18 protein-coding genes are annotated in these 19,290 nt (G+C 41.2%); 9 read left to right on the top strand and 9 right to left on the bottom strand.

What is annotated here, in order from left to right:
* Positions 1–3: 3 nt before the first annotated feature.
* The 3 genes from ACOB82_RS07715 to lysA are packed head-to-tail and all read right to left on the bottom strand — an operon-like array spanning position 4 to position 2,815.
* Entirely contained in the window at positions 4–708 is a 705-nt protein-coding gene (locus ACOB82_RS07715; protein ID WP_448212391.1) for a DUF484 family protein, read from the bottom strand.
* Positions 705–1,535: a diaminopimelate epimerase gene (gene dapF / locus ACOB82_RS07710; protein WP_448212390.1), complete on the bottom strand. Its 831-nt coding sequence runs from the start codon at positions 1,533–1,535 to the stop codon at positions 705–707. The genes ACOB82_RS07715 and dapF overlap by 4 nt, the downstream gene beginning before the upstream one ends.
* A 32-nt stretch (positions 1,536–1,567) precedes the next feature.
* Positions 1,568–2,815 carry a diaminopimelate decarboxylase gene (lysA, locus tag ACOB82_RS07705; protein WP_448212389.1) on the bottom strand — a complete coding sequence of 416 codons (1,248 nt, stop codon included), beginning with the start codon at positions 2,813–2,815 and terminating at the stop codon, positions 1,568–1,570.
* 276 nt (positions 2,816–3,091) lie between these two features.
* Between lysA and cyaY the strand changes: the two genes are divergently transcribed.
* From cyaY to ACOB82_RS07675, 6 genes are read left to right on the top strand one after another with little or no spacing between them, the layout of a single operon-like run.
* Positions 3,092–3,412 (top strand): iron donor protein CyaY, encoded by a 321-nt coding sequence (cyaY, locus tag ACOB82_RS07700; RefSeq protein ID WP_448212387.1) that lies wholly within the window; start codon positions 3,092–3,094, stop codon positions 3,410–3,412.
* 22 nt (positions 3,413–3,434) lie between these two features.
* Positions 3,435–4,358 (top strand): hydroxymethylbilane synthase, encoded by a 924-nt coding sequence (gene hemC, locus ACOB82_RS07695; RefSeq protein WP_448212386.1) that lies wholly within the window; start codon positions 3,435–3,437, stop codon positions 4,356–4,358.
* Complete coding sequence (locus ACOB82_RS07690) at positions 4,348–5,100, top strand: uroporphyrinogen-III synthase (protein ID WP_448212385.1); 753 nt, start codon at positions 4,348–4,350, stop codon at positions 5,098–5,100. Before hemC ends, ACOB82_RS07690 begins: the two co-directional genes overlap by 11 nt.
* A complete protein-coding gene (locus tag ACOB82_RS07685) occupies positions 5,090–6,502 on the top strand; it encodes a uroporphyrinogen-III C-methyltransferase (protein WP_448212384.1) in 1,413 nt (470 codons plus the stop codon). The genes ACOB82_RS07690 and ACOB82_RS07685 overlap by 11 nt, the downstream gene beginning before the upstream one ends.
* Position 6,503: 1 nt before the next feature.
* Entirely contained in the window at positions 6,504–7,676 is a 1,173-nt protein-coding gene (locus ACOB82_RS07680; RefSeq protein WP_448212383.1) for a heme biosynthesis HemY N-terminal domain-containing protein, read from the top strand.
* A gap of 4 nt (positions 7,677–7,680) precedes the next feature.
* Positions 7,681–9,852: a sensor domain-containing diguanylate cyclase gene (locus ACOB82_RS07675; RefSeq protein WP_448212382.1), complete on the top strand. Its 2,172-nt coding sequence runs from the start codon at positions 7,681–7,683 to the stop codon at positions 9,850–9,852.
* A 27-nt stretch (positions 9,853–9,879) separates the two neighbouring features.
* Here the strand turns inward: ACOB82_RS07675 and fre are convergent, their stop codons facing one another.
* From fre to ACOB82_RS07660, 3 genes are read right to left on the bottom strand one after another with little or no spacing between them, the layout of a single operon-like run.
* Positions 9,880–10,575 (bottom strand): NAD(P)H-flavin reductase, encoded by a 696-nt coding sequence (fre, locus tag ACOB82_RS07670; RefSeq protein WP_448212381.1) that lies wholly within the window; start codon positions 10,573–10,575, stop codon positions 9,880–9,882.
* 52 nt (positions 10,576–10,627) lie between these two features.
* Positions 10,628–12,112, bottom strand: a complete 1,485-nt coding sequence (gene ubiD / locus ACOB82_RS07665; protein WP_448212380.1) for a 4-hydroxy-3-polyprenylbenzoate decarboxylase — start codon at positions 12,110–12,112, stop codon at positions 10,628–10,630.
* Between the two features lie 59 nt (positions 12,113–12,171).
* The gene (locus ACOB82_RS07660; protein WP_448212379.1) at positions 12,172–12,921 is read right to left on the bottom strand and encodes a substrate-binding periplasmic protein; all 750 of its coding nucleotides are present in this window, start codon (positions 12,919–12,921) and stop codon (positions 12,172–12,174) included.
* Positions 12,922–13,089: 168 nt separating this feature from the next.
* Between ACOB82_RS07660 and ACOB82_RS07655 the strand changes: the two genes are divergently transcribed.
* Positions 13,090–13,593, top strand: coding sequence for a hypothetical protein (locus tag ACOB82_RS07655; RefSeq protein ID WP_448212378.1), 504 nt, complete (start codon positions 13,090–13,092; stop codon positions 13,591–13,593).
* A 90-nt stretch (positions 13,594–13,683) separates the two neighbouring features.
* On the opposite strand, the gene rho is transcribed toward ACOB82_RS07655, so the two are convergent.
* Positions 13,684–14,943, bottom strand: a complete 1,260-nt coding sequence (gene rho, locus ACOB82_RS07650) for a transcription termination factor Rho (RefSeq protein ID WP_448212377.1) — start codon at positions 14,941–14,943, stop codon at positions 13,684–13,686.
* A gap of 210 nt (positions 14,944–15,153) precedes the next feature.
* Entirely contained in the window at positions 15,154–15,480 is a 327-nt protein-coding gene (trxA, locus tag ACOB82_RS07645) for a thioredoxin TrxA (RefSeq protein ID WP_448212376.1), read from the bottom strand.
* Between the two features lie 199 nt (positions 15,481–15,679).
* On the opposite strand from trxA, the gene rhlB reads away from it, so the two are divergent.
* A complete protein-coding gene (rhlB, locus tag ACOB82_RS07640; protein WP_448212375.1) occupies positions 15,680–16,927 on the top strand; it encodes an ATP-dependent RNA helicase RhlB in 1,248 nt (415 codons plus the stop codon).
* A gap of 3 nt (positions 16,928–16,930) precedes the next feature.
* Positions 16,931–18,436 (top strand): Ppx/GppA phosphatase family protein, encoded by a 1,506-nt coding sequence (locus ACOB82_RS07635; RefSeq protein ID WP_448212374.1) that lies wholly within the window; start codon positions 16,931–16,933, stop codon positions 18,434–18,436.
* Here ACOB82_RS07635 and ACOB82_RS07630 read toward each other — a convergent pair.
* The gene (locus ACOB82_RS07630) at positions 18,433–19,290 is read right to left on the bottom strand and encodes an EamA family transporter (RefSeq protein ID WP_448212373.1); all 858 of its coding nucleotides are present in this window, start codon (positions 19,288–19,290) and stop codon (positions 18,433–18,435) included. The genes ACOB82_RS07635 and ACOB82_RS07630 overlap by 4 nt on opposite strands.

The raw sequence follows: 19,290 nt of genomic DNA, 5'->3' as shown, positions 1-19,290 counted from the left end.
ACCTTAAGACTGTTGACTCAGTTGTTGAAATAACAGCTTAGCCACCAATTTTTGGAATTGGCTTAATAGTAACGTATCCATACGTGGGTCAAAATGATCGGCATCGGCTGAGTTAATAGCTAAAAAGCCTAACGTTGCTGCTTCGCCTTCAGTGTTGGTGTGAGCCAACTTAATTAACACCACTGAGCCAGTATTGACATTGTCGAAAATCTGCTGCTGCTCACTTTGTTGTAAGCGGCCAAAGTAATAATCTTCTTTATCTAAACGGCTAGCCATAATATCCGCGCAGTCATTTGTAGTGATGCTGCCATGCGCGGTAGAAAAATCTGGTGTTAACCACAGTTTTAATGCAGATAACGATAACAACTCTAATGTCGCACGCTGCAAAATATCTAGTAATTGCTCTGCTGATTCACTGTCGATTAATTGCAGATATAAATCACTGTACAACCTAAATAGGTTTTCATTGTGATTGGCCACTGACATTAAGTGAGTAATTTCTTCTTCTAAGCCTGTAATTTTTTGACGAAGCTGTTGTTGTTGACGTTCAACTAAAGATACCGTACCACGCTGGCTATCAGTTAATCGTAAGCCATTAACTAACTGAGGGTTACGATTAAAAAATTCAGGATTATCTTCCAAGTAACGGGCAATTAATTCATCGGTTAATGGTAACTCGTCGGCTTGAATTGGGTTGTGTTCATTCATAGGTGTATTTGACCATCAAAAACTTGGGTGGCAGGGCCTGACATTTTCACTGGGTGGCCAGGTCCTTTCCAAAATATGCGTAATTTGCCACCGGGTAATTCCACGGTAACTTGTTTATTTAATTTTTTCTGTATTTGCCCAATAACCACAGCGGCACATGCGCCACTGCCGCAGGCCAATGTTTCACCCGCGCCACGTTCATATACTCTTAGCTTAATGTACTCGGGAGATACCACTTCCATAAAGCCAACATTGACTTGCTTTGGAAAGCGCTCATGCACAGAAAGTTCATGGCCGACTGTTTCAACTGGCGCCTGAGTAATATCATCCACCGTCACCACACAATGCGGGTTGCCCATTGACACCACGCCACAGAGTACCGTTTCTTCTTCAGTACGCAGAATATAAGTACCTTCGACTTTTTGCGCACTAAAGGGCACTTGGTTAGGCTCAAACTGCGGCACTGGCATATTAACTGAGATATTACCGTCACGCTCAATATACAAGGTCATTTTACCTGTTTGGGTAGACACTTTGATTTTATTGCGATTGGTTAAACCTTTGCTGCGAACAAAACGTGCAAAACAGCGAGCACCATTGCCACATTGGCCAACTTCACTGCCATCAGCATTAAAAATACGATAATGAAAGTCTAAATCAGGATCGTAAGGTGGCTCAACCACCAATAATTGATCAAAACCAACGCCAAAATTACGATCGGCTAACTGCTTTATTTGATCGTTCGGTAAATAGACATTTTGCGTGACATTATCAATCACCATAAAGTCATTACCTAAACCATGCATTTTTGAAAAATTTACCAGCATTGCTACTTTCTTACCTATTTATGGCGACCAATTTAAGGCAATAAATGCTCACCTTGCCATAACTGCTCAATGGTTTCCCGTTCACGCACTAAAACACTTTGCTGACCATCAACCATCACTTCCGCGACACGAGGGCGGCTATTATAGTTTGAACTCATGGTAAAGCCATAGGCACCTGACGACCTAACCGCTAATAAGTCACCTTCTTTAATTTGCAGCAAGCGATCTTTACCAAGAAAATCTCCTGTTTCACAAATAGGGCCAACGATATCGTAAGATTGTGCCTCAACATCATTGCGCTTATTCACCGGGATAATATTTTGCCACGCTTGATAAAGTGACGGTCGAATTAAATCATTCATCGCCGCATCAACTATGGCAAAATGCTTATCTTGGTTGGTTTTTAAAAACTCAACTTCGGTCACCAAAATACCCGCGTTAGCCATAATCGCTCGGCCTGGCTCATAAATTAACGTAATATTATAACCGGCAATTTTTTCCGCAATCGCTTTGGCGTATTCATTGGGATGCGGCGGTTGTTCGTCGTTATAACAAACGCCTAAGCCGCCACCCACATCAATATGCGAAAGCTCGATGCCTTGTTCTTTTAGTCGATCAACTAGCAATAATACCCGATCTAAGGCATCAAGAAATGGCTTCACCGCCGTAAGCTGCGAACCAATATGGCAATCAACACCTTTGATACTGATATTCGCCAGCGTTGCAGCATATTGATAAAGCTTTGGCGCTTCATCAATACCGATACCAAATTTATTTTCTTTTAAGCCAGTAGAAATATAAGGGTGAGTTCCAGCGTCAACATCAGGATTAACCCGAAATGATACTGGCGCAATCATGCCTTTTTCACCGGCAACACGGTTGATGCGATCAAGTTCAGAGGCCGATTCAATATTAAAACAGTAAATACCTTGATCAAGAGCATAGGCTATTTCATCAGAAGTTTTACCCACTCCCGAAAATACTACTTTTGCTGGATCGCCACCAGCGGCAATCACTCGCGCTAATTCACCTTTAGAGACAATATCAAAGCCTGAACCTAAGCGCGCCATGACATTTAATACGGCTAAATTACTGTTAGCTTTTACTGCATAACACACTAAATGCGGTAAATCACCGGCAGCGTTATCAAACGCATGCCAATGGCGCTCAATGGTTGCACGTGAATAAACATAACATGGCGTGCCATATTGTTTGGCTAATTCGGTGACATCACACTGTTCGGCAAACAATGCATCTTGTTGATAATTAAAATAATCCATTAATTATCTCCTTGCGCTTGCGTTGTTGAAGCTTCATCTGCCGGAGCTTGTTGTTCAGGCGTTTGATAAAGAGGCCCCTTAAGACCACAACTGATAATAAAACATAGGCTGAAAAGGCAAATAAGCAGTTTCGAAAAAATTGTCTTCATTTTTATTAATAAGCCACTAAGATTCAGGACAAAATTACCGTTATTGTCTGGTATTACGGTATGTGACTGGTATTATACGCACATGCACATCAACAAATACAAGTCTTATCATTTCTAGGACAAATAAATGAACGATAGCCAATATAATTTTATCGCTGATGAATTAATACTTGCCGTTGAAGAAGCAATTGAAGATTGCGGAACCGACATTGATTACGAAGGCGTCAGCGGTATGCTTACCCTTACTTTTAAAAACGGCAGCAAAATTATTATTAATAAGCAGGCGCCATTACACGAAATTTGGGTAGCGACTAAATTTAATGGCCATCATTTTTCCCTTGAAGATGATGTTTGGATGGACAAGCGTGGTGGCGGTGAATTCTGGCAGTTTTTATCAGATGCCGTTAGCACACAAGCGGAAACCGCAATCACATTAACTCAACCGTAACGCCAGCCTTAAGAGAATATTCATGACTACAGTAAGAATTGCTACCCGTAAAAGTGCTTTGGCGTTATGGCAAGCTGAATACGTTAAAGCGCAATTAGAACACTTTCACCCTGACATTAACGTTGAATTAGTCCCTATGACCACAAAGGGCGATATTATTTTAGATACGCCATTAGCCAAAGTTGGTGGCAAGGGCTTGTTTGTTAAAGAATTAGAAGTGGCGATGTTAGAAAATCGCGCAGATATTGCCGTGCATTCAATGAAAGATGTACCCGTGGAATTTCCGGAAGGTTTAGGTTTGGAAGTGATTTGCCCACGTGAAGACCCACGTGATGCCTTTGTTTCCAATAATTTTGACAACCTAGATGCACTGCCGCAAGGAGCAATTGTTGGCACTTCAAGTTTGCGTCGTCAATGTCAGCTAAAATCACAACGCCCAGATCTAGACATTCGCGATTTACGCGGCAATGTAAATACCCGTTTGGCTAAATTAGATAACGGTGAATATGACGCGATTATTCTGGCAGCAGCAGGGCTAATTCGCCTTGAAATGCCAGAGCGAATTAAAGCCTATATAGAGCCTGAGCAAATGCTGCCAGCCAACGGCCAAGGTGCGGTTGGTATTGAATGCCGCACCGATGATGACACCATCAAACAGCTATTAGCGCCATTAGAATGTGCCGAAACACGTGTTCGCGTGCTGGCCGAACGAGCAATGAATAAAGCCCTACAAGGTGGCTGTCAGGTACCGATTGGCAGTTATGCCATTCTTGATGGTGACCAATTGTATTTACGCGGTCTTGTTGGCGCTGTTGACGGCAGTGAAATTATTGAAAGCGATATCACCGGCTCAACAACCGACTATCAACAACTCGGCGAAAAGCTCGCTGATACCTTACTAGGTTTAGGTGCCAAACGTATTTTAACGCAGGTTTATGGCGACTAAGCCTGCGTTTCTTATTACTCGGCCGCAACCGCAGGCCGAGATTTTAGCTACCAAGCTAACTGCTCTTGGTTTCACTACCATTTGCCAGCCAATGTTTGACTATCAACCGCGGCAAAATGCCGAGGACTTAGCCAAGCTTTTGGCAAATACCAGCAATCCTATCCTGATTTTTGTTAGCAAAGCAGCAGTGACCTTTGCCAACAAATTGATACCAATTTCCAGCTGGCAGACTAATTCAATTATCGCCGTGGGTGATGCCACTAAACATGCGCTTAATGATCTTGGTGTACATGCATTTTCGCCACAACAACATGATAGCGAGGGCTTACTTGCACTACCTGAACTGGAACAAGTGAGTGGCAAAGATTGCATTATTATCCGTGGCGATGGTGGTCGCGAACTCATTGCTGAGCAGTTATCAGCGCGCGGCGCTAATGTTCATTACTTTGAAAGCTATCAGCGCCATTGGCTAACCTTACCCGCCAATATTGCCGAGCACTGGCAAGCTAAGCAAATTAACACCATTATTATTACCAGTAACGCTTTACTTAAAAGCGTTGTACAATTAATCAAAGATGGCGATAAATTCTGGCAAAACACATGCTTATGGTTAGTTGCCAGCCAGCGAATAGCTGAAAGTGCCAAGCAATTAGGGCTGAAAAATGTCGTTTGCACTTACGGGGCGAGCGATCAAGCCATTCTCAATGCGTTGAATAAATTGGAATTGATAGATGACAAATAAAAATACGCCGACAACACCCGATGAAAATGCGAAAGCGCCATTGGCTACAACGCCGCTAGATCAGAAAAGCGCTTCTGACGTTGCCGAAACTAACGTTGAAAGCAACACTGAAACTAATACCGAAACTAACGCTGAAAAAAAACAAGAAAAAGCCAGCGCAAACACCAGTACTAAAACCGGCGCAAAGACAAAACCAAAATCGGCAGCCGCTCAAGATCGTACTCAAGGCCAAACGACTCCAACATCTATGTCAAAAACACCTATTTCAAAAACTGCCGTATTCGCACTATTATGTGCATTTATCGCTATTGGCGGCTTAGTCGCAGCATATTTTTGGCAACAACAATTACATAATGCTTTAATTAACAATTTGGCTGAACGCAATGCACTGCAGTTAGTTGAAAATGAACAACAAATTCAGCAGTTACTCACACTAAAAGAGCAAAGCATGTTAGCCAAAGCACAAGCTAAGGCTAACGAGCTTGCCAATAATGCTGCGGCAAACTCTGTCGCACCAGTTCAAATTCAACTTGATGAATTAAAAGCAATTACCGCATCGCTGCAGCAAATAGAGTCCACCAGTTGGCAAGTTAAAGAAGCTGAATATTTAATTCGCGTTGCTGCTCGAACTATGTGGTTAGAAAAAGACGCGGCCAGTGCCATTGCCTTATTAAAAGATGCTGATGCTAGGCTAAAAGAATTAAATAACCCTGCCTATTTGGACGTGCGACAAATCATCAATCAAGATATTGAAGGCTTGCAGTTATTACCTGAACTAGCAACTGAAGATGTGATTTTAAAGTTAATGGCATTAAGCAGTAAAATTAACGATCTGCCCATTTCATTAGCCCATTTACCTGATGATACCGAAACTGAAGTCAGCACCGAATTATCCGATAGCACCGATGACTGGCAGGAAAATTTAGCAAAAACCTGGCGCAAGTTTTTAGCTGACTTTATCACGGTTAAGCGTCGCACCGGTAATGTTGAAGCCTTACTAACTCCAAATGCTCAACAAAATTTACGCCAAAATTTACAGCTAAAATTACAGTTGGCTCAATGGGCAGCCACTAAGCATAATCGCGATTTATATTTAGCTTCGCTAACAGCAGTACAAAACTGGCTTAATGAATATTTCGATTTAGCAAGCCCAGCCACTGGGCAGTTTATTCAAGCTATCGAGCAATTAAAAACCGAAATTGTTGCCTTAAGCTTGCCGCGTGAATTAGCGTCTCTAAAAGCCATTAATCTTGTGATTAAGCAGAGAGTTAAGCAGCAAGAACAACCACAAGCTTTGCCAGATACAAATTTACCCAGAGAACAATTACCTAGCGAGCTATTACCTAGTGAAAAACAGCCAAAAGTTAACACTGAGGCTGAAAGCGATAGCGGGGTAATCTAATATGCTTAAAACGATTATTTTAATTATTTTGTTTTTTGCTGCGGTAGCCATCAGCCCAGTTTTAATCGGTGAAAAAGGCTATATTCTTATCGCTATGGGCGATTTAACCATTGAGTCTACCGTCGTTACCGCCGGCTTATTTCTGATTATATTGTTCTTTGCCATACTACTGACGCTAAAACTGATCAAAGGTGGTATCCGATTTGGTTTTGGTACCTGGCACAAAATAGCTTTTGCCAGTAAGCGCCGTGGTCAGCGAGATTACCAAAAAGGGGTGGCCGCATACTTATTAGGTGATTATCAGCAAGCTGAGCATTTACTAGCAAAATCAGCAGAGCCTGCTGAGCAACAATCGACCGCTTACCTTATCGCGGCAAAAGCTGCTCAACACCAAGAGTTAACTCCCCATGTCGAGCGTTATATACAGCTACTTGAACATCATGGTGAGTCACTAAAAAATAAAGGCTTAGAAAGTGTACTAGTCACCATAGACATTCTTATTACGCAAAATAACCTAGCCAAAGCACGAGCAATATTAAATCAGCACCATAGCTACATAGGGCAAGACAATCGTTTGTTAGCTCAAGAGATAAAGGTAAGTATTGCTGAAAAACGTTTTGCTAATGCTATTGGTTACTTGCCAAAAGCGCAAAAAGCCAAAGACATAAGCACCGAACAAATCGCAAGTTGGAAACAACAAGCTTACTATGGTGAGTTTACACAATTAGTCGCTAACCATAGCAACCAAGCGTTGCACGAATATTGGCAGTCGTTAGCACGCAAAATCAAACAAGATGAAATAGTTTTAGCAGAATATTGTCGAGTGCTGGCTGAGCAAAATATTATTGAGCCGCTAACCAAATTACTATTGCCTATTTTTACCAAAGGCCATAATCACCCGTTTATTGACTACGCTAAAGGCTTACCTCTTACTCATACCGAAGCACTTATTTCTGCGGTACAGAAACACTTACACCACGATCAACATGATAGTTTTTGGTTAAGCTGCCTTGGCCATTTAGCCAATGCCGACAAACAATGGCCATTAGCAGAACGTGCTTTTAGTGCGCTAAATAGTAAGCAGCGTTCAAATAAAGACAAAAAAGGACTAGCCTTAGCGTTAAATGCTCAAGGTAAGTATCAACAAGCAGCAGAAATATTACTAATGAGCTAGTTGTATGCAAAAACATGCCCCACCTCAATCAACTGCACCATCGCAACGCTATCCACTTGCTTGTGCGGTATTATTGGGGTTAATTGGAGCATTCATAAACTGTTTTGCCATACCTTTTCTACCTGAAGTAAAGCTTATTTTTGGCAATGCCCTGATCATTATGGCGGCCATGTGTTTACGTCCTGCCTTAACCCTATTAACGGCACTCATTGCCGTAACACCACTTTACTTTGTTTGGGGTCACCCCTTTGGCTTTATTACTTTTAGCCTTGAAGCGCTAATTATTGCCCATCTCCGATCTAAAGGCATTTATGTACTGTTTGCCGATATCGGCTATTGGGTGATTATTGGTATGCCAATCACTGCGCTCATTATTTGGTTAAACTCCGACCAAGCAACAGTGAATTGGTTATTTATTAGTTTAAAACAAGGACTAAATGCCGCGTTATACACGTCCCTAGGCTGTTTAGTGGTGTTTGTGCTAGGCAAAAAGTGGCGATTTAGCTGGAATCAACAGCCGGTTATTAAAACGAAATTAAGAAATCAATTAAACTACGCTATGGTACTAATGATATGTTTGGCCTTACCTGCCGCTACATTATTCATTAGTCGCGGCTTAATTACTTCATCACAAAGTATCATTAAAACAACGTTAGAAGATCGCGCTGAGAAATTTAGTGAACTAATCAATATTTATATTGATAGTCAAAAGCATGCGGTATCAATCGCAGCCAGTTGGTTGTCTGAAGTACCGCCGTCCACTTGGCAAAGTACAATAAAATTAATTCATCAAAACTATGATGAATTTTCCACCATGATCACAGTAGATTTGGACGGCTCAATCACCAATGCTACACCACTAGAAATGCTAGAAGATTCAGATGTCGGTTCGGTGAGTGATCGCGACTATTTTCAACAAGCAATTGCCACCAAAAGCCTTTATGTTTCCCCTGTATTTATCGGAAGAGGCTTTGGTCAAGCAATCATATTTGCTATTAGCTCCCCCATCTTTAGCCCAGTAAATAACCAGCAACTGATCGGCGTGGTTGAAGGCTCAGTAACGCTGGACTTTATTGGCAACCTCAGTAATGCGCAACTTGGTGATGAACAAATCAAATTAGTTGTTACAGACAATAACAGCAATATTATTTTCGCACATCCATCATTAAATTATGGCGCCATGGAAAATTTCCAATATCAGGAGGTTGATGATATTGAGCGCCCAAACCGCTTAGTACTAGAGAAACTTCCTAACTATCAATTTAGCTTTGCTAAGTCCAGCACCGTTGATGGTTGGTCGGTCTACGCACTAACCGATTACAACTTAACCATTAAAGAAATAGAACGAGAGTATATGGTGATTTTAATCACCTTGCTGATTACTTTATTAATTACTGCTTTGATAGCTTATCGCTTTGGTCAACGAATCACCTTACCGCTGGATGACATTGTTAAGCAAATGAATAAATTTGATAAAGATGTTATTAAAAATTTTGCGCCTTTAGCCGCAGATGCTGCGCTGGAAATTGATCAGCTTTATGAGCAATTAAAATCAGAGAAAAGAGTAGTCAAAGAGCATCGTCATCATTTAGAAGAGGAGGTGCATTATCGCACCCAAGAACTCAAAGATCTCAACAAAAAACTTGAAGCTTTGGCGCTTAAAGATGGCTTAACTGAAGTGTATAACCGCCGTTTTCTAGATAATAACTTCCCTAACATTCAAAAAGCCGCGCAACGTAATTTGGCATTAATGGCAGTTATTATGCTGGATTTAGATCACTTTAAACGACTCAATGATAACTACGGCCATTTAATGGGTGACAAAGTGTTAAAGCGGATCGCGCAATTAATTAAAGAAGAGTTTAGTCGTGAAACCGATAAAGTAGTGCGCTTTGGTGGCGAAGAGTTTTTGATCATCGCTCCCTATATTACCGTTGCCGCGCTCTCTAATAAGCTTGAACTGCTGCGCGTTCGAATTGAAGAAGCGATTTTTACCGACGAACACCAGCAACGCTTCCATACCAGCGCAAGCTTTGGCGCAATTATCGCTGATGCCGAATTTTCAGAAAATTTACTGGTATGGGTGAAAAAAGCGGATGAATGCATGTATCAGGCAAAAGAGAGTGGTCGAAACAAGGTTGTAATTGTTGACGAGATATCCAGAGCAAATCACTAACGTTTGCTCTGGACAGTACTGTATGGTTTAGATAAACGCGAACGCGTCTGCATACATATGATTTAAATCTGCACCATGTTCAACAAAGTCGGTACGAACAATGCCAACCATATCAAAACGACCCGCCAAATAAATATCGTACGGCTCAAAACTCACAATATCTTTCATTGCGACTTGATGCACTAATCCAACTTTCCCTTGCCATGCCGCGTCTGCTTGTTCTAACACAGGAATAAAGCTAGCGTGAGGCATAGACTCAATTAACGCTTTAGTTTGTTCAAGCTCGTAACATGCTTCTTGTGTTCGCAATCCCCAGTAAACAATTAACGGTCTGGTACTGTTATGGTGCGCTAAATGTTCAAACATAGATTTGATGTAAGAAAATCCTGTACCACCCGCCAGTAATAATAATGGACGTTGGCTTTCTTCTCTTAAGTAAGCATTACCAAGCGGAATTTCTACCGTTACCGAATCACTATTTTGTAGGCGCTCTATAGCTTGCATTGCATAGCTATCTTCACCGAACGCACCAATTTGTAACTCAATCAAGTCTTGATGAGGCGCACTGGCAATTGAAAAAGCGCGTTTATCATCTTCCGCCATGATCAAATTTAAATATTGGCCAGGTTTAAACGACACTTTTTGCGCTGGTTTTAATAGCACTTTATAAACAAAAGGCGTCAATTTAGTTAATTGTTCAACCCGACATTCGACAATATTCATCTAGTTATTTCTCTTTATTTCAATACGTTAAATTACAGCTCACTTTTTAGCGTTATTTTGAGCTTTCAGACTCAAAAATCGCCAATTCTTGCCATAACTCATCAACTTGTTGTTTTACCTGCTCGTCCATAACAATCGGTAGTCCCCATTCCCTATCAGTTTCTCCTGGCCATTTATTGGTGGCATCCATCCCCATTTTTGAACCTAGGCCTGATACTGGCGAAGCAAAATCCAGATAATCTATTGGGGTATTATCGACCAATAGCGTGTCTCTACTTGGATCCATACGCGTGGTAATCGCCCAGATCACGTCTTTCCAGTCACGAGCATTAACGTCATCATCACAGACAATAACAAATTTAGTGTACATAAACTGACGTAAGAATGACCAAACCCCCATCATCACTCGTTTTGCATGACCCGGATACTGCTTTTTCATGGTCACTACCGCCATGCGGTATGAACAACCTTCAGGTGGCAAATAAAAATCAACAATTTCTGGAAACTGCTTTTGTAAAATCGGCACAAACACTTCATTTAATGCCACACCCAAAATCGCCGGCTCATCAGGCGGACGACCTGTATAAGTGCTGTGATAAATAGGCTTTTCCCGCATAGTGACATGAGTAACGGTAAATACCGGAAATTCATCTACTTCATTGTAGTAGCCAGTGTGATCACCATAAGGTCCTTCTGGCGCCGTTTCATCTGGTGCAATATAGCCTTCCAGCACAATTTCGGCTGAAGCGGGCACTTCCAAATTATTACTTATGCTTTTAATGACCTCAGTTTTTGAACCTCGTAACAGACCTGCAAACGCATATTCAGATAAAGTATCTGGCACTGGTGTTACTGCCCCTAAAATAGTGGCTGGATCAGCGCCTAGCGCCACAGAAACTGGGTAATTTTCTCTCGGGTTGGCTTTCTTAAATTCCTGAAAATCAATGGCGCCACCACGATGTGATAACCAACGCATAATTAATTTGTTTCTGCCTAGCAATTGCTGACGATAAATACCTAAATTCTGACGCTCTTTATGAGGTCCTCGGGTAATGGTTAGTCCCCAAGTAATTAAAGGAGCAACATCGTCAGGCCAACATTTTTGAATTGGTAATTTGGTTAAGTCAACCTCGTCACCCGACCAAACAATTTCCTGACACGGCGCTTTTTTAAGCACCTTGGTCGGCATATTTAGCACTTGCTTATACAGCGGTAATTTATCAAGCGCATCTTTAAAACCTTTGGGCGGTTCAGGTTCTTTTAACGTTGCCAGTAGCTTTCCCACCTCACGTAGCGCATTAACATCGGTTTGTCCCATTGCCAGCGCAACGCGTTCAGGCGTACCAAATAAATTAGTTAGTACTGGGATATCATGGCCTTCAGGATTTTCAAATAGTAATGCTGGGCCGCCTGCACGCAAAACGCGATCGCTAATTTCCGTCATTACCAAATCGGTTGATATTGGCTGGCTGATACGTTTAAGCTGCCCAAGCTGTTCAAGCTGCTTGATAAAGTCGCGTAAATCGCTGTATTTCATATTGATTAATAGCGGTAAATGATGGCGACATTATAACGTGCCGCGCCAAGAATATATAGCTAGCGTTCAACCCAGGCCAACATCGGCTTTAGTGCGTCATCTACGACATCTTTATTATTGATTGCTTGATATGCTTGCTTAATACGCTCAACTACTTCATTCGAGGTACTTTTACTCATGGCAAAATATAATTGAGTCGGTGGTAAGCCTAGTGGCGCTAAGCGCTTTATTAGTGAACAGTCCACGTTGAACTGAGTACACGACACTTTAAAACTAGTAATATTACCTGGAAAAACATCTATACGATGGGAAAGTAACTTTTCAAAATTCTGTTTAGCACTAGCTACCGGATAAAGTTTTGGGTGTTGTTGATTTTTAAGGTATTGATAAGTTGCGCTTTTATTTACTGTGCCTATGCGCATATCTTTAAAGTCTGCTTCTACATACTGCTTTTCTTTAAATTTTTCTGCCAAGCCATAATAGTAATATTCCAGCGTCATTAGTGTCCCTATCCAATTAAATAGCGACTCTCTTGCCGGCGTGCGAGCAATAGAAAAAATTAAGGTATTAGGTTGAGTCTCTGCAATTGAATACGCTCGAGCCCAAGGCACAACCTCAACGTAATAATCAATATTCGCTTCAGTAAGCACTTGCTCAACTAATTTGAATGCTGGGCCAACAAGTTGACCATCTTCCATATATTGAAGTGGATAGGCATCCTCAGTAACAACGCGCACTGTTATCGGTTTAGCTTGCGTTAAACTGCAGACAAATAACAATACTAGGCTCAAAAACAAACAGCGATTCAAGTCCAATTCCCCTCCATAAATACAGCGAATAGATAAAAAGGCGCGCAGTCTACACTAGTTTTGTCAAAAAGTCGTATAAAAATTGTTCAGCCTAAGTTAATTTAAGGGAAAGTTAATTTTACGGATTTGTTAACAACTTGTTTCAAAAGCCCGCCAAAGGAGTCCTTTATGTACGTAAACATGTTTCGGTTAATCTTAAGTTTAGTCTATTTTATCTCAATTAGCGCATCTGCAACTTCTAGTTGCTCATTAGCGGAGTATCGCCAATTTGATTTTTGGTTAGGGCAATGGACGGTAACAAATCACAGCAATAATCAAATTAGTCAAAGTAAAATCAGTGCGATTAATAACGGCTGCGGCATATTAGAAGAGTATCAAACACCATCAGGATATGTCGGCAAAAGCCTGAATATCTATGACAAACAGCGGCAACTGTGGCACCAAACCTGGATTGACAATACTGGGCTACTGCTTCAATTAGAGGGTAAATTTTCTAGTGGTAAAATGGTATTAACGGGAACTACGCAGGACGCTGAAGGCAACTCTTTATTAAACCAGATCAGCTGGCAGCAATTAACAGATGGTAAAGTGAATCAAGTTTGGCAAGTCAGCAAAGATAATGGCCAAAGCTGGCAACTATTGTTTGACGGTATTTATACTAAACAAAAATAAGCTAACAATAAGAAAAGACTGTAAAAATTCGATAAAAAAAGCTGACAATAATGTCAGCTTTTTAATAACTCTTAAACGGTGCTAACGCGGTTATTTGCGTTTCATTGAATCAAAGAATTCATCATTAGTTTTAGTCATGGCTAATTTATCAATTAAGAATTCCATGGCATCAATTTCACCCATTTCATGGACGATCTTACGTAATATCCACATTTTTTGTAATTCATCTGGCTTAGTAAGTAGCTCTTCACGACGTGTACCACTGCGATTAAAATGAATAGCTGGGAATACGCGTTTTTCAGCAATTTTACGAGAAAGGTGTAATTCCATATTACCAGTACCTTTAAATTCTTCGTAAATAACTTCATCCATTTTTGAACCAGTTTCAATTAACGCAGTTGCAATAATGGTTAAGCTACCGCCTTCTTCAATATTACGTGCGGCACCAAAGAAACGTTTTGGACGGTGTAAAGCATTGGCATCAACACCACCCGTTAAGATTTTACCTGACGATGGGATAACCGTATTGTAAGCACGCGCTAAACGAGTAATTGAGTCAAGTAAGATAACAACATCTTTCTTATGTTCGGTTAAACGTTTAGCTTTTTCAATCACCATTTCAGCCACTTGCACATGGCGACTTGCTGGTTCATCAAAGGTTGATGCGACCACTTCACCTTTAACTAAGCGCTGCATCTCTGTAACTTCTTCCGGACGCTCATCGATCAGTAATACCATTAATTCACAGTCAGGGTGATTGTGGGCAATACTCTGAGCAATATTTTGAAGTAATAAGGTTTTACCCGCTTTTGGCGGTGCAACAATCAAACCACGCTGGCCTTTACCGATTGGCGCTGCTAAGTCTAAAACACGCGCAGTAATATCTTCTGTTGAACCATTACCGCGCTCCATAACTAAACGTTCGTTAGCATGAATAGGCGTTAAGTTTTCAAAAAGGATTTTATTGCGAGAGTTTTCAGGGCGGTCAAAATTAACTTCATTAACTTTTAGTAGGGCAAAATAACGTTCACCATCTTTAGGCGGACGAATTTTACCTTGAATCGTATCGCCCGTTCGTAAGCTAAATCGACGAATTTGGCTTGGTGATACATAAATATCATCAGGACCGGCTAAATAAGAAGAGTCTGCCGAGCGTAAGAAGCCAAAGCCATCTTGTAAAATTTCTAAAACACCACTACCAAAAATATCTTCACCGCTTTTCGCGTGAGCTTTTAATATAGCAAAAATAATGTCTTGTTTACGGTTACGCGCTAGGTTGTCTAGTTTCATTGACTCGGCTAGGGCAACCAATTCGCTTATAGACTTTTGTTTAAGTTCAGTAAGATTCATAGTAGGTGTTCTTAGACTATTTAAAATTTGTTATGTGTACCAGCAAGGTGAGCTGGCATTAAAGAATAGGGTTTGGGTAAGTTTTTTCTAATACAGGCTAAAGTTAGCATTAAATATTGCTAAGGTAAAGCAACTCAAGCGCTATTATCAACAAAGCACCTGAATTTTCGTCTTTTATACGCAAAAAACCCGGTATAAACCGGGCTTTTATTATAAGTTGTTATCAATAAACTCTTTTAATTGAGTTTTTGATAATGCACCTACTTTAGTGTCAGCAACATTACCATCTTTAAACAATAACAATGTTGGGATACCCCGAATACCATACTTTGGTGGTGTACCGGCATTTTGGTCAATGTTTAATTTACCAACCGTTACTTGGCCTTCATATTCATTAGCAATATCATCAAGTAGTGGCGCAATCATTTTACATGGGCCACACCACTCAGCCCAAAAATCAACTAATACTAAGCCAGATGCATTAATTACATCCGCTTCAAAACTGTCGTCTGTAAGCTGAAGTATTTTATCGCTCATTTCTTTCTCCGTTAGTCAAAACCTTGCTCGTTATACGAGCAAGAGTATACCCGTCTCGCACGTTAATGCGAACAATTCAATAGAGTTTTTTATTATACTAAGTGCAATTTATTACTGTTTGGCAATTAAACGCTATTTTTATGTAATTTCATCGCTATCAATCGTTTTGTAACGCATGATAACCTGTTAAGCTTGCTGGATGAAAAAAACACATTTAACTGAAACCAAGTTCGCCGACCTTGGACTTGCTCCGCAAGTAGTGAACGGCTTGGAAGCTATGGGCTTTCAATTCTGTACCAATATACAAGCTAAATCTTTACCCGTATTGCTTGAAGGCAAAGACATTGCAGGCCAAGCACAGACAGGGGAAGGGAAAACTATTGCTTTTTTATCAGCAACTTTCCACCACCTGCTGCAAAAACCTGCACCAGAGCACAATCAACCTCGCGCTTTAATTATGGCACCAACTCGGGAGCTAGCGGTTCAAATCCATAATGATGCCGTTGCCATGGCAAAAAGTACCGGATTGCGTCTTGGTTTAGTATATGGGGGCGAAGGTTATGAATCTCAACGCCAAGAACTCGAACAGGGCGTAGATATTTTAATTGGTACCTGTGGTCGCTTAATTGATTACTTTAAACAAGGTATTTACCAGCTTAGCCAAATTGAAGTTGTGGTGCTTGATGAAGCGGATCGCATGTTCGATTTAGGCTTTATCAAAGACATTCGCTACATGTTCAGAAAAATGCCTGCGGCTACTGAACGCTTAAACATGCTATTTTCGGCGACACTTTCATTCCGCGTAAAAGAGCTGGCATTCGAGCACATGAATGAGCCGGTAAGTGTTGAAATTGAGCCAGAGCAGAAAACAAATACTCGTATTTCTGAAGAGCTATTTTACCCATCAAACAGCGATAAAATGGCGCTACTGCAAACACTTATTGAAGAAGAGTGGCCAGAAAAAGCCATTGTTTTTGCCAATACTAAGCATACGTGCGAAAAAATATTCCAACATTTAGACGCAGATCAAATTCGTGTTGGTTTATTAACGGGTGATGTTCCGCAGAAAAAACGCCTAAAAATATTAGAGCAATTTACGCAAGGCGTGCTTGATATCTTAGTCGCTACCGATGTTGCCGCCCGTGGCTTACATATTCCAGCCGTTACTCACGTATTCAACTACGATTTACCTGACGACTTTGAAGATTACGTACATCGCATTGGTCGTACAGGACGCGCAGGTGCAACTGGCCACGCCATCAGTTTAGCTTGTGAAGACTACGTTTTTAACTTGCCGGCAATCGAAGAATATATCGGTCATGCACTACCGGTGAGTAAATATGATCCCGACGCCTTGTTAACTGACTTACCTAAACCTAAGCCAAAACAACGACGTCATCGTCCACAAAATGCCGGACAACGAAGCAGAAACCACAATCGAAGATAATTTATGCCAGCTCATCAAGTCAGCCACGCCAATCCGCTTTATGCGGTTATTGACTTAGGGTCGAACAGTTTTCATATGTTAATCACCCGTTTGGTCGCCGATGGCGTACAAACGGTAGACAAAGTAAAACGAAAAGTACGCCTTGCTTCTGGATTAGATGAGCACAACCGATTATCAACTGATGCCATGTCTCGTGGTTTAGAGTGTTTGAGTTTTTTTGCCGAGCGCTTGCAAGATATCGCGCCGGAGAATATTCGCATTGTTGCTACCGCCACTTTGCGAATTGCGCAAAATGCTGATGAATTTTTAGCGAAAGCACAACTGATATTAAAGCAGCCAGTAGTGTTGTTATCAGGTATTGAAGAAGCTGAGCGTATTTATTTGGGCGTAGCCCACACCAGTGAGTGCGGTGCTAAGCGCCTAGTGCTAGATATTGGCGGTGCCAGCACTGAAGTGGTGATTGGTGAGCACTTTACCATACATCAAGCGATCAGCTTAAACATGGGCTGTGTCACCTTTAATCAGCAATATTTTACCAATGGTAAACTTTCAGCCAAACAGTTTGATCAAGCTATTGCGCAAGCTAAATCTCAATTATTGCCCTATTTAGCTACTTATGAAACGTTTGGTTGGCAAACAGTGCTTGGCGGATCAGGCACAATGCAAGCGCTAGCGGAAATATTGGTTTATAACCACAGACCGGCAATCATTACTTATGAATTCTTACAGGAAATTAAACAGCAGCTACTGCAGTTTGAACAATTTGATTCAATTAAAATTGCCGGTTTAACCAGCGAAAGGACACCTGTTTTTGCCAGTGGTCTTGCTATTTTAATTGGACTTTATCAAAGCTTTAATATCCAAAGTTTACAGCTTTCTGGTGGCGCGCTTCGTGAAGGTTTACTTTATGAGATGTTGCCAGATATGCGAAAAGTAAATATTCGAGAACGTACGATTCACTCGCTCGTTGAACGCTTTCATATTGACGAAGCTCATGCCGACCGCGTTAAACATCAAGCACAGCGTCTATACGATGATTTAGCAGCCGACTGGCAACTGAGCGATGAAAATTTGAAGCAGATGCTTTTTGCTGCCTGTAAATTACATGAAGTAGGGCTGTTACTGTCGTTTAAATACCACCAACGCCACGGCGCTTACATTATTCAGAATGCCGATTTACCAGGTTATGATCAAACCGAACGCCAGCTTATTGTTACTTTAGTTAATTTATACAAAGGTGACATCGAACCGGAAGCGCTTTCTAGTATGGCTATTACCGACCAAGTGACAGCGGCTAAATTGCTAGCGATATTTAGGTTGGCAGTAATTTTATGTCGACGCCGAAAGGATGAAGTATTGCCAGATTATCAATCGTCTATTGATGGCAATACCATTAAGTTATGTTTGCCCGCAACTTGGATAGAACAACACCCGCTAATCGCTGATGAGTTAATGCAAGAAAATCAACACTTAGCCAGCCTATCATTAGCCCTGCAAATTAGTTGCTAGCGGCGTGAATCAAAAGCCTGATAAATATTAACCGCCAATATACAGGCGCCACCAACAATTAACGACAAATTGGGCTGCTCTGCTAACATCAACAGCGCGGCAATCGCACCATAAATTGGCTCTAAGCACACCGCTAAACTAACAACGAATGCCGTTAACTTTGTTAACGCATTATTTAACAAGCTATGGGCAAAAGCAGTCAACAAAACACCCAATATCGCCAGTTCAGGTAATGTACCCACAAGCGCTTGCTGATCAACCCAAAACACCGCAAACGGTAAGGCAATGAAAAACGCAAAGCTATTTTGATAACAAGCGATTGTGGTGGCGGCATTGCTTTTAACTAACGTTTGATTTAAATGCAGCAACAACGCAAAAGTAAATGCCGAACTTAAACCGATAAATAGCGCCAATAAATTTGTGGTTAAATCTAAACTTGAAGCGATCAAGGCAATACCAAGGCCAATAACGATTACTTGAAGCAACTCTTTGGCTCTTGGCCAACGGCGCGTGGCGCAACTTTCAATCAGCAAAGAGAAAATAGGGAAACTAGCAAAAATAAATAGGCCAAAGGCGACGGAAGAATATTGGATAGCAGCAAAGAAACTCAACCAATGTACTAAAAGAATTGCCGCAGTAACGATCAATAGCTCGAAACTTTTTAATGAAATTTTTAAAGCAGATCGTTGGTATAAGCTAAGAAAAATAACTAGGGTCAGTGATGCAAAGCCGGTGCGGCCAAGAACAAGCTCAAAGGCAGATAACGGTAACCATTTAGCAAATAGCCCAGCTAAGGCAAACAGCATAACGGCACCATGTAATGCCGCTACTGCTGTCAGCCGACTAGCCGGCAC

The sequence above is a fragment of the Colwellia sp. MEBiC06753 genome (genome assembly GCF_053470325.1).
Note: the sequence above shows the minus strand (reverse complement) of the source record. Positions and strands in the feature narration are given on the sequence as shown.

Coding starts and splice junctions, on each gene's coding strand:
- ACOB82_RS07715 (WP_448212391.1), bottom strand. CDS start 708: ATGAATGAACACAACCCAATTCAAGCCGACGAGTTACCATTAACCGAT.
- trxA (WP_448212376.1), bottom strand. CDS start 15,480: ATGAGCGATAAAATACTTCAGCTTACAGACGACAGTTTTGAAGCGGAT.
- ACOB82_RS07655 (WP_448212378.1), top strand. CDS start 13,090: ATGTACGTAAACATGTTTCGGTTAATCTTAAGTTTAGTCTATTTTATC.
- ACOB82_RS07635 (WP_448212374.1), top strand. CDS start 16,931: ATGCCAGCTCATCAAGTCAGCCACGCCAATCCGCTTTATGCGGTTATT.
- lysA (WP_448212389.1), bottom strand. CDS start 2,815: ATGGATTATTTTAATTATCAACAAGATGCATTGTTTGCCGAACAGTGT.
- ubiD (WP_448212380.1), bottom strand. CDS start 12,112: ATGAAATACAGCGATTTACGCGACTTTATCAAGCAGCTTGAACAGCTT.
- cyaY (WP_448212387.1), top strand. CDS start 3,092: ATGAACGATAGCCAATATAATTTTATCGCTGATGAATTAATACTTGCC.
- fre (WP_448212381.1), bottom strand. CDS start 10,575: ATGAATATTGTCGAATGTCGGGTTGAACAATTAACTAAATTGACGCCT.
- hemC (WP_448212386.1), top strand. CDS start 3,435: ATGACTACAGTAAGAATTGCTACCCGTAAAAGTGCTTTGGCGTTATGG.
- ACOB82_RS07675 (WP_448212382.1), top strand. CDS start 7,681: ATGCAAAAACATGCCCCACCTCAATCAACTGCACCATCGCAACGCTAT.
- ACOB82_RS07685 (WP_448212384.1), top strand. CDS start 5,090: ATGACAAATAAAAATACGCCGACAACACCCGATGAAAATGCGAAAGCG.
- ACOB82_RS07690 (WP_448212385.1), top strand. CDS start 4,348: ATGGCGACTAAGCCTGCGTTTCTTATTACTCGGCCGCAACCGCAGGCC.
- rho (WP_448212377.1), bottom strand. CDS start 14,943: ATGAATCTTACTGAACTTAAACAAAAGTCTATAAGCGAATTGGTTGCC.
- ACOB82_RS07680 (WP_448212383.1), top strand. CDS start 6,504: ATGCTTAAAACGATTATTTTAATTATTTTGTTTTTTGCTGCGGTAGCC.
- rhlB (WP_448212375.1), top strand. CDS start 15,680: ATGAAAAAAACACATTTAACTGAAACCAAGTTCGCCGACCTTGGACTT.
- dapF (WP_448212390.1), bottom strand. CDS start 1,535: ATGCTGGTAAATTTTTCAAAAATGCATGGTTTAGGTAATGACTTTATG.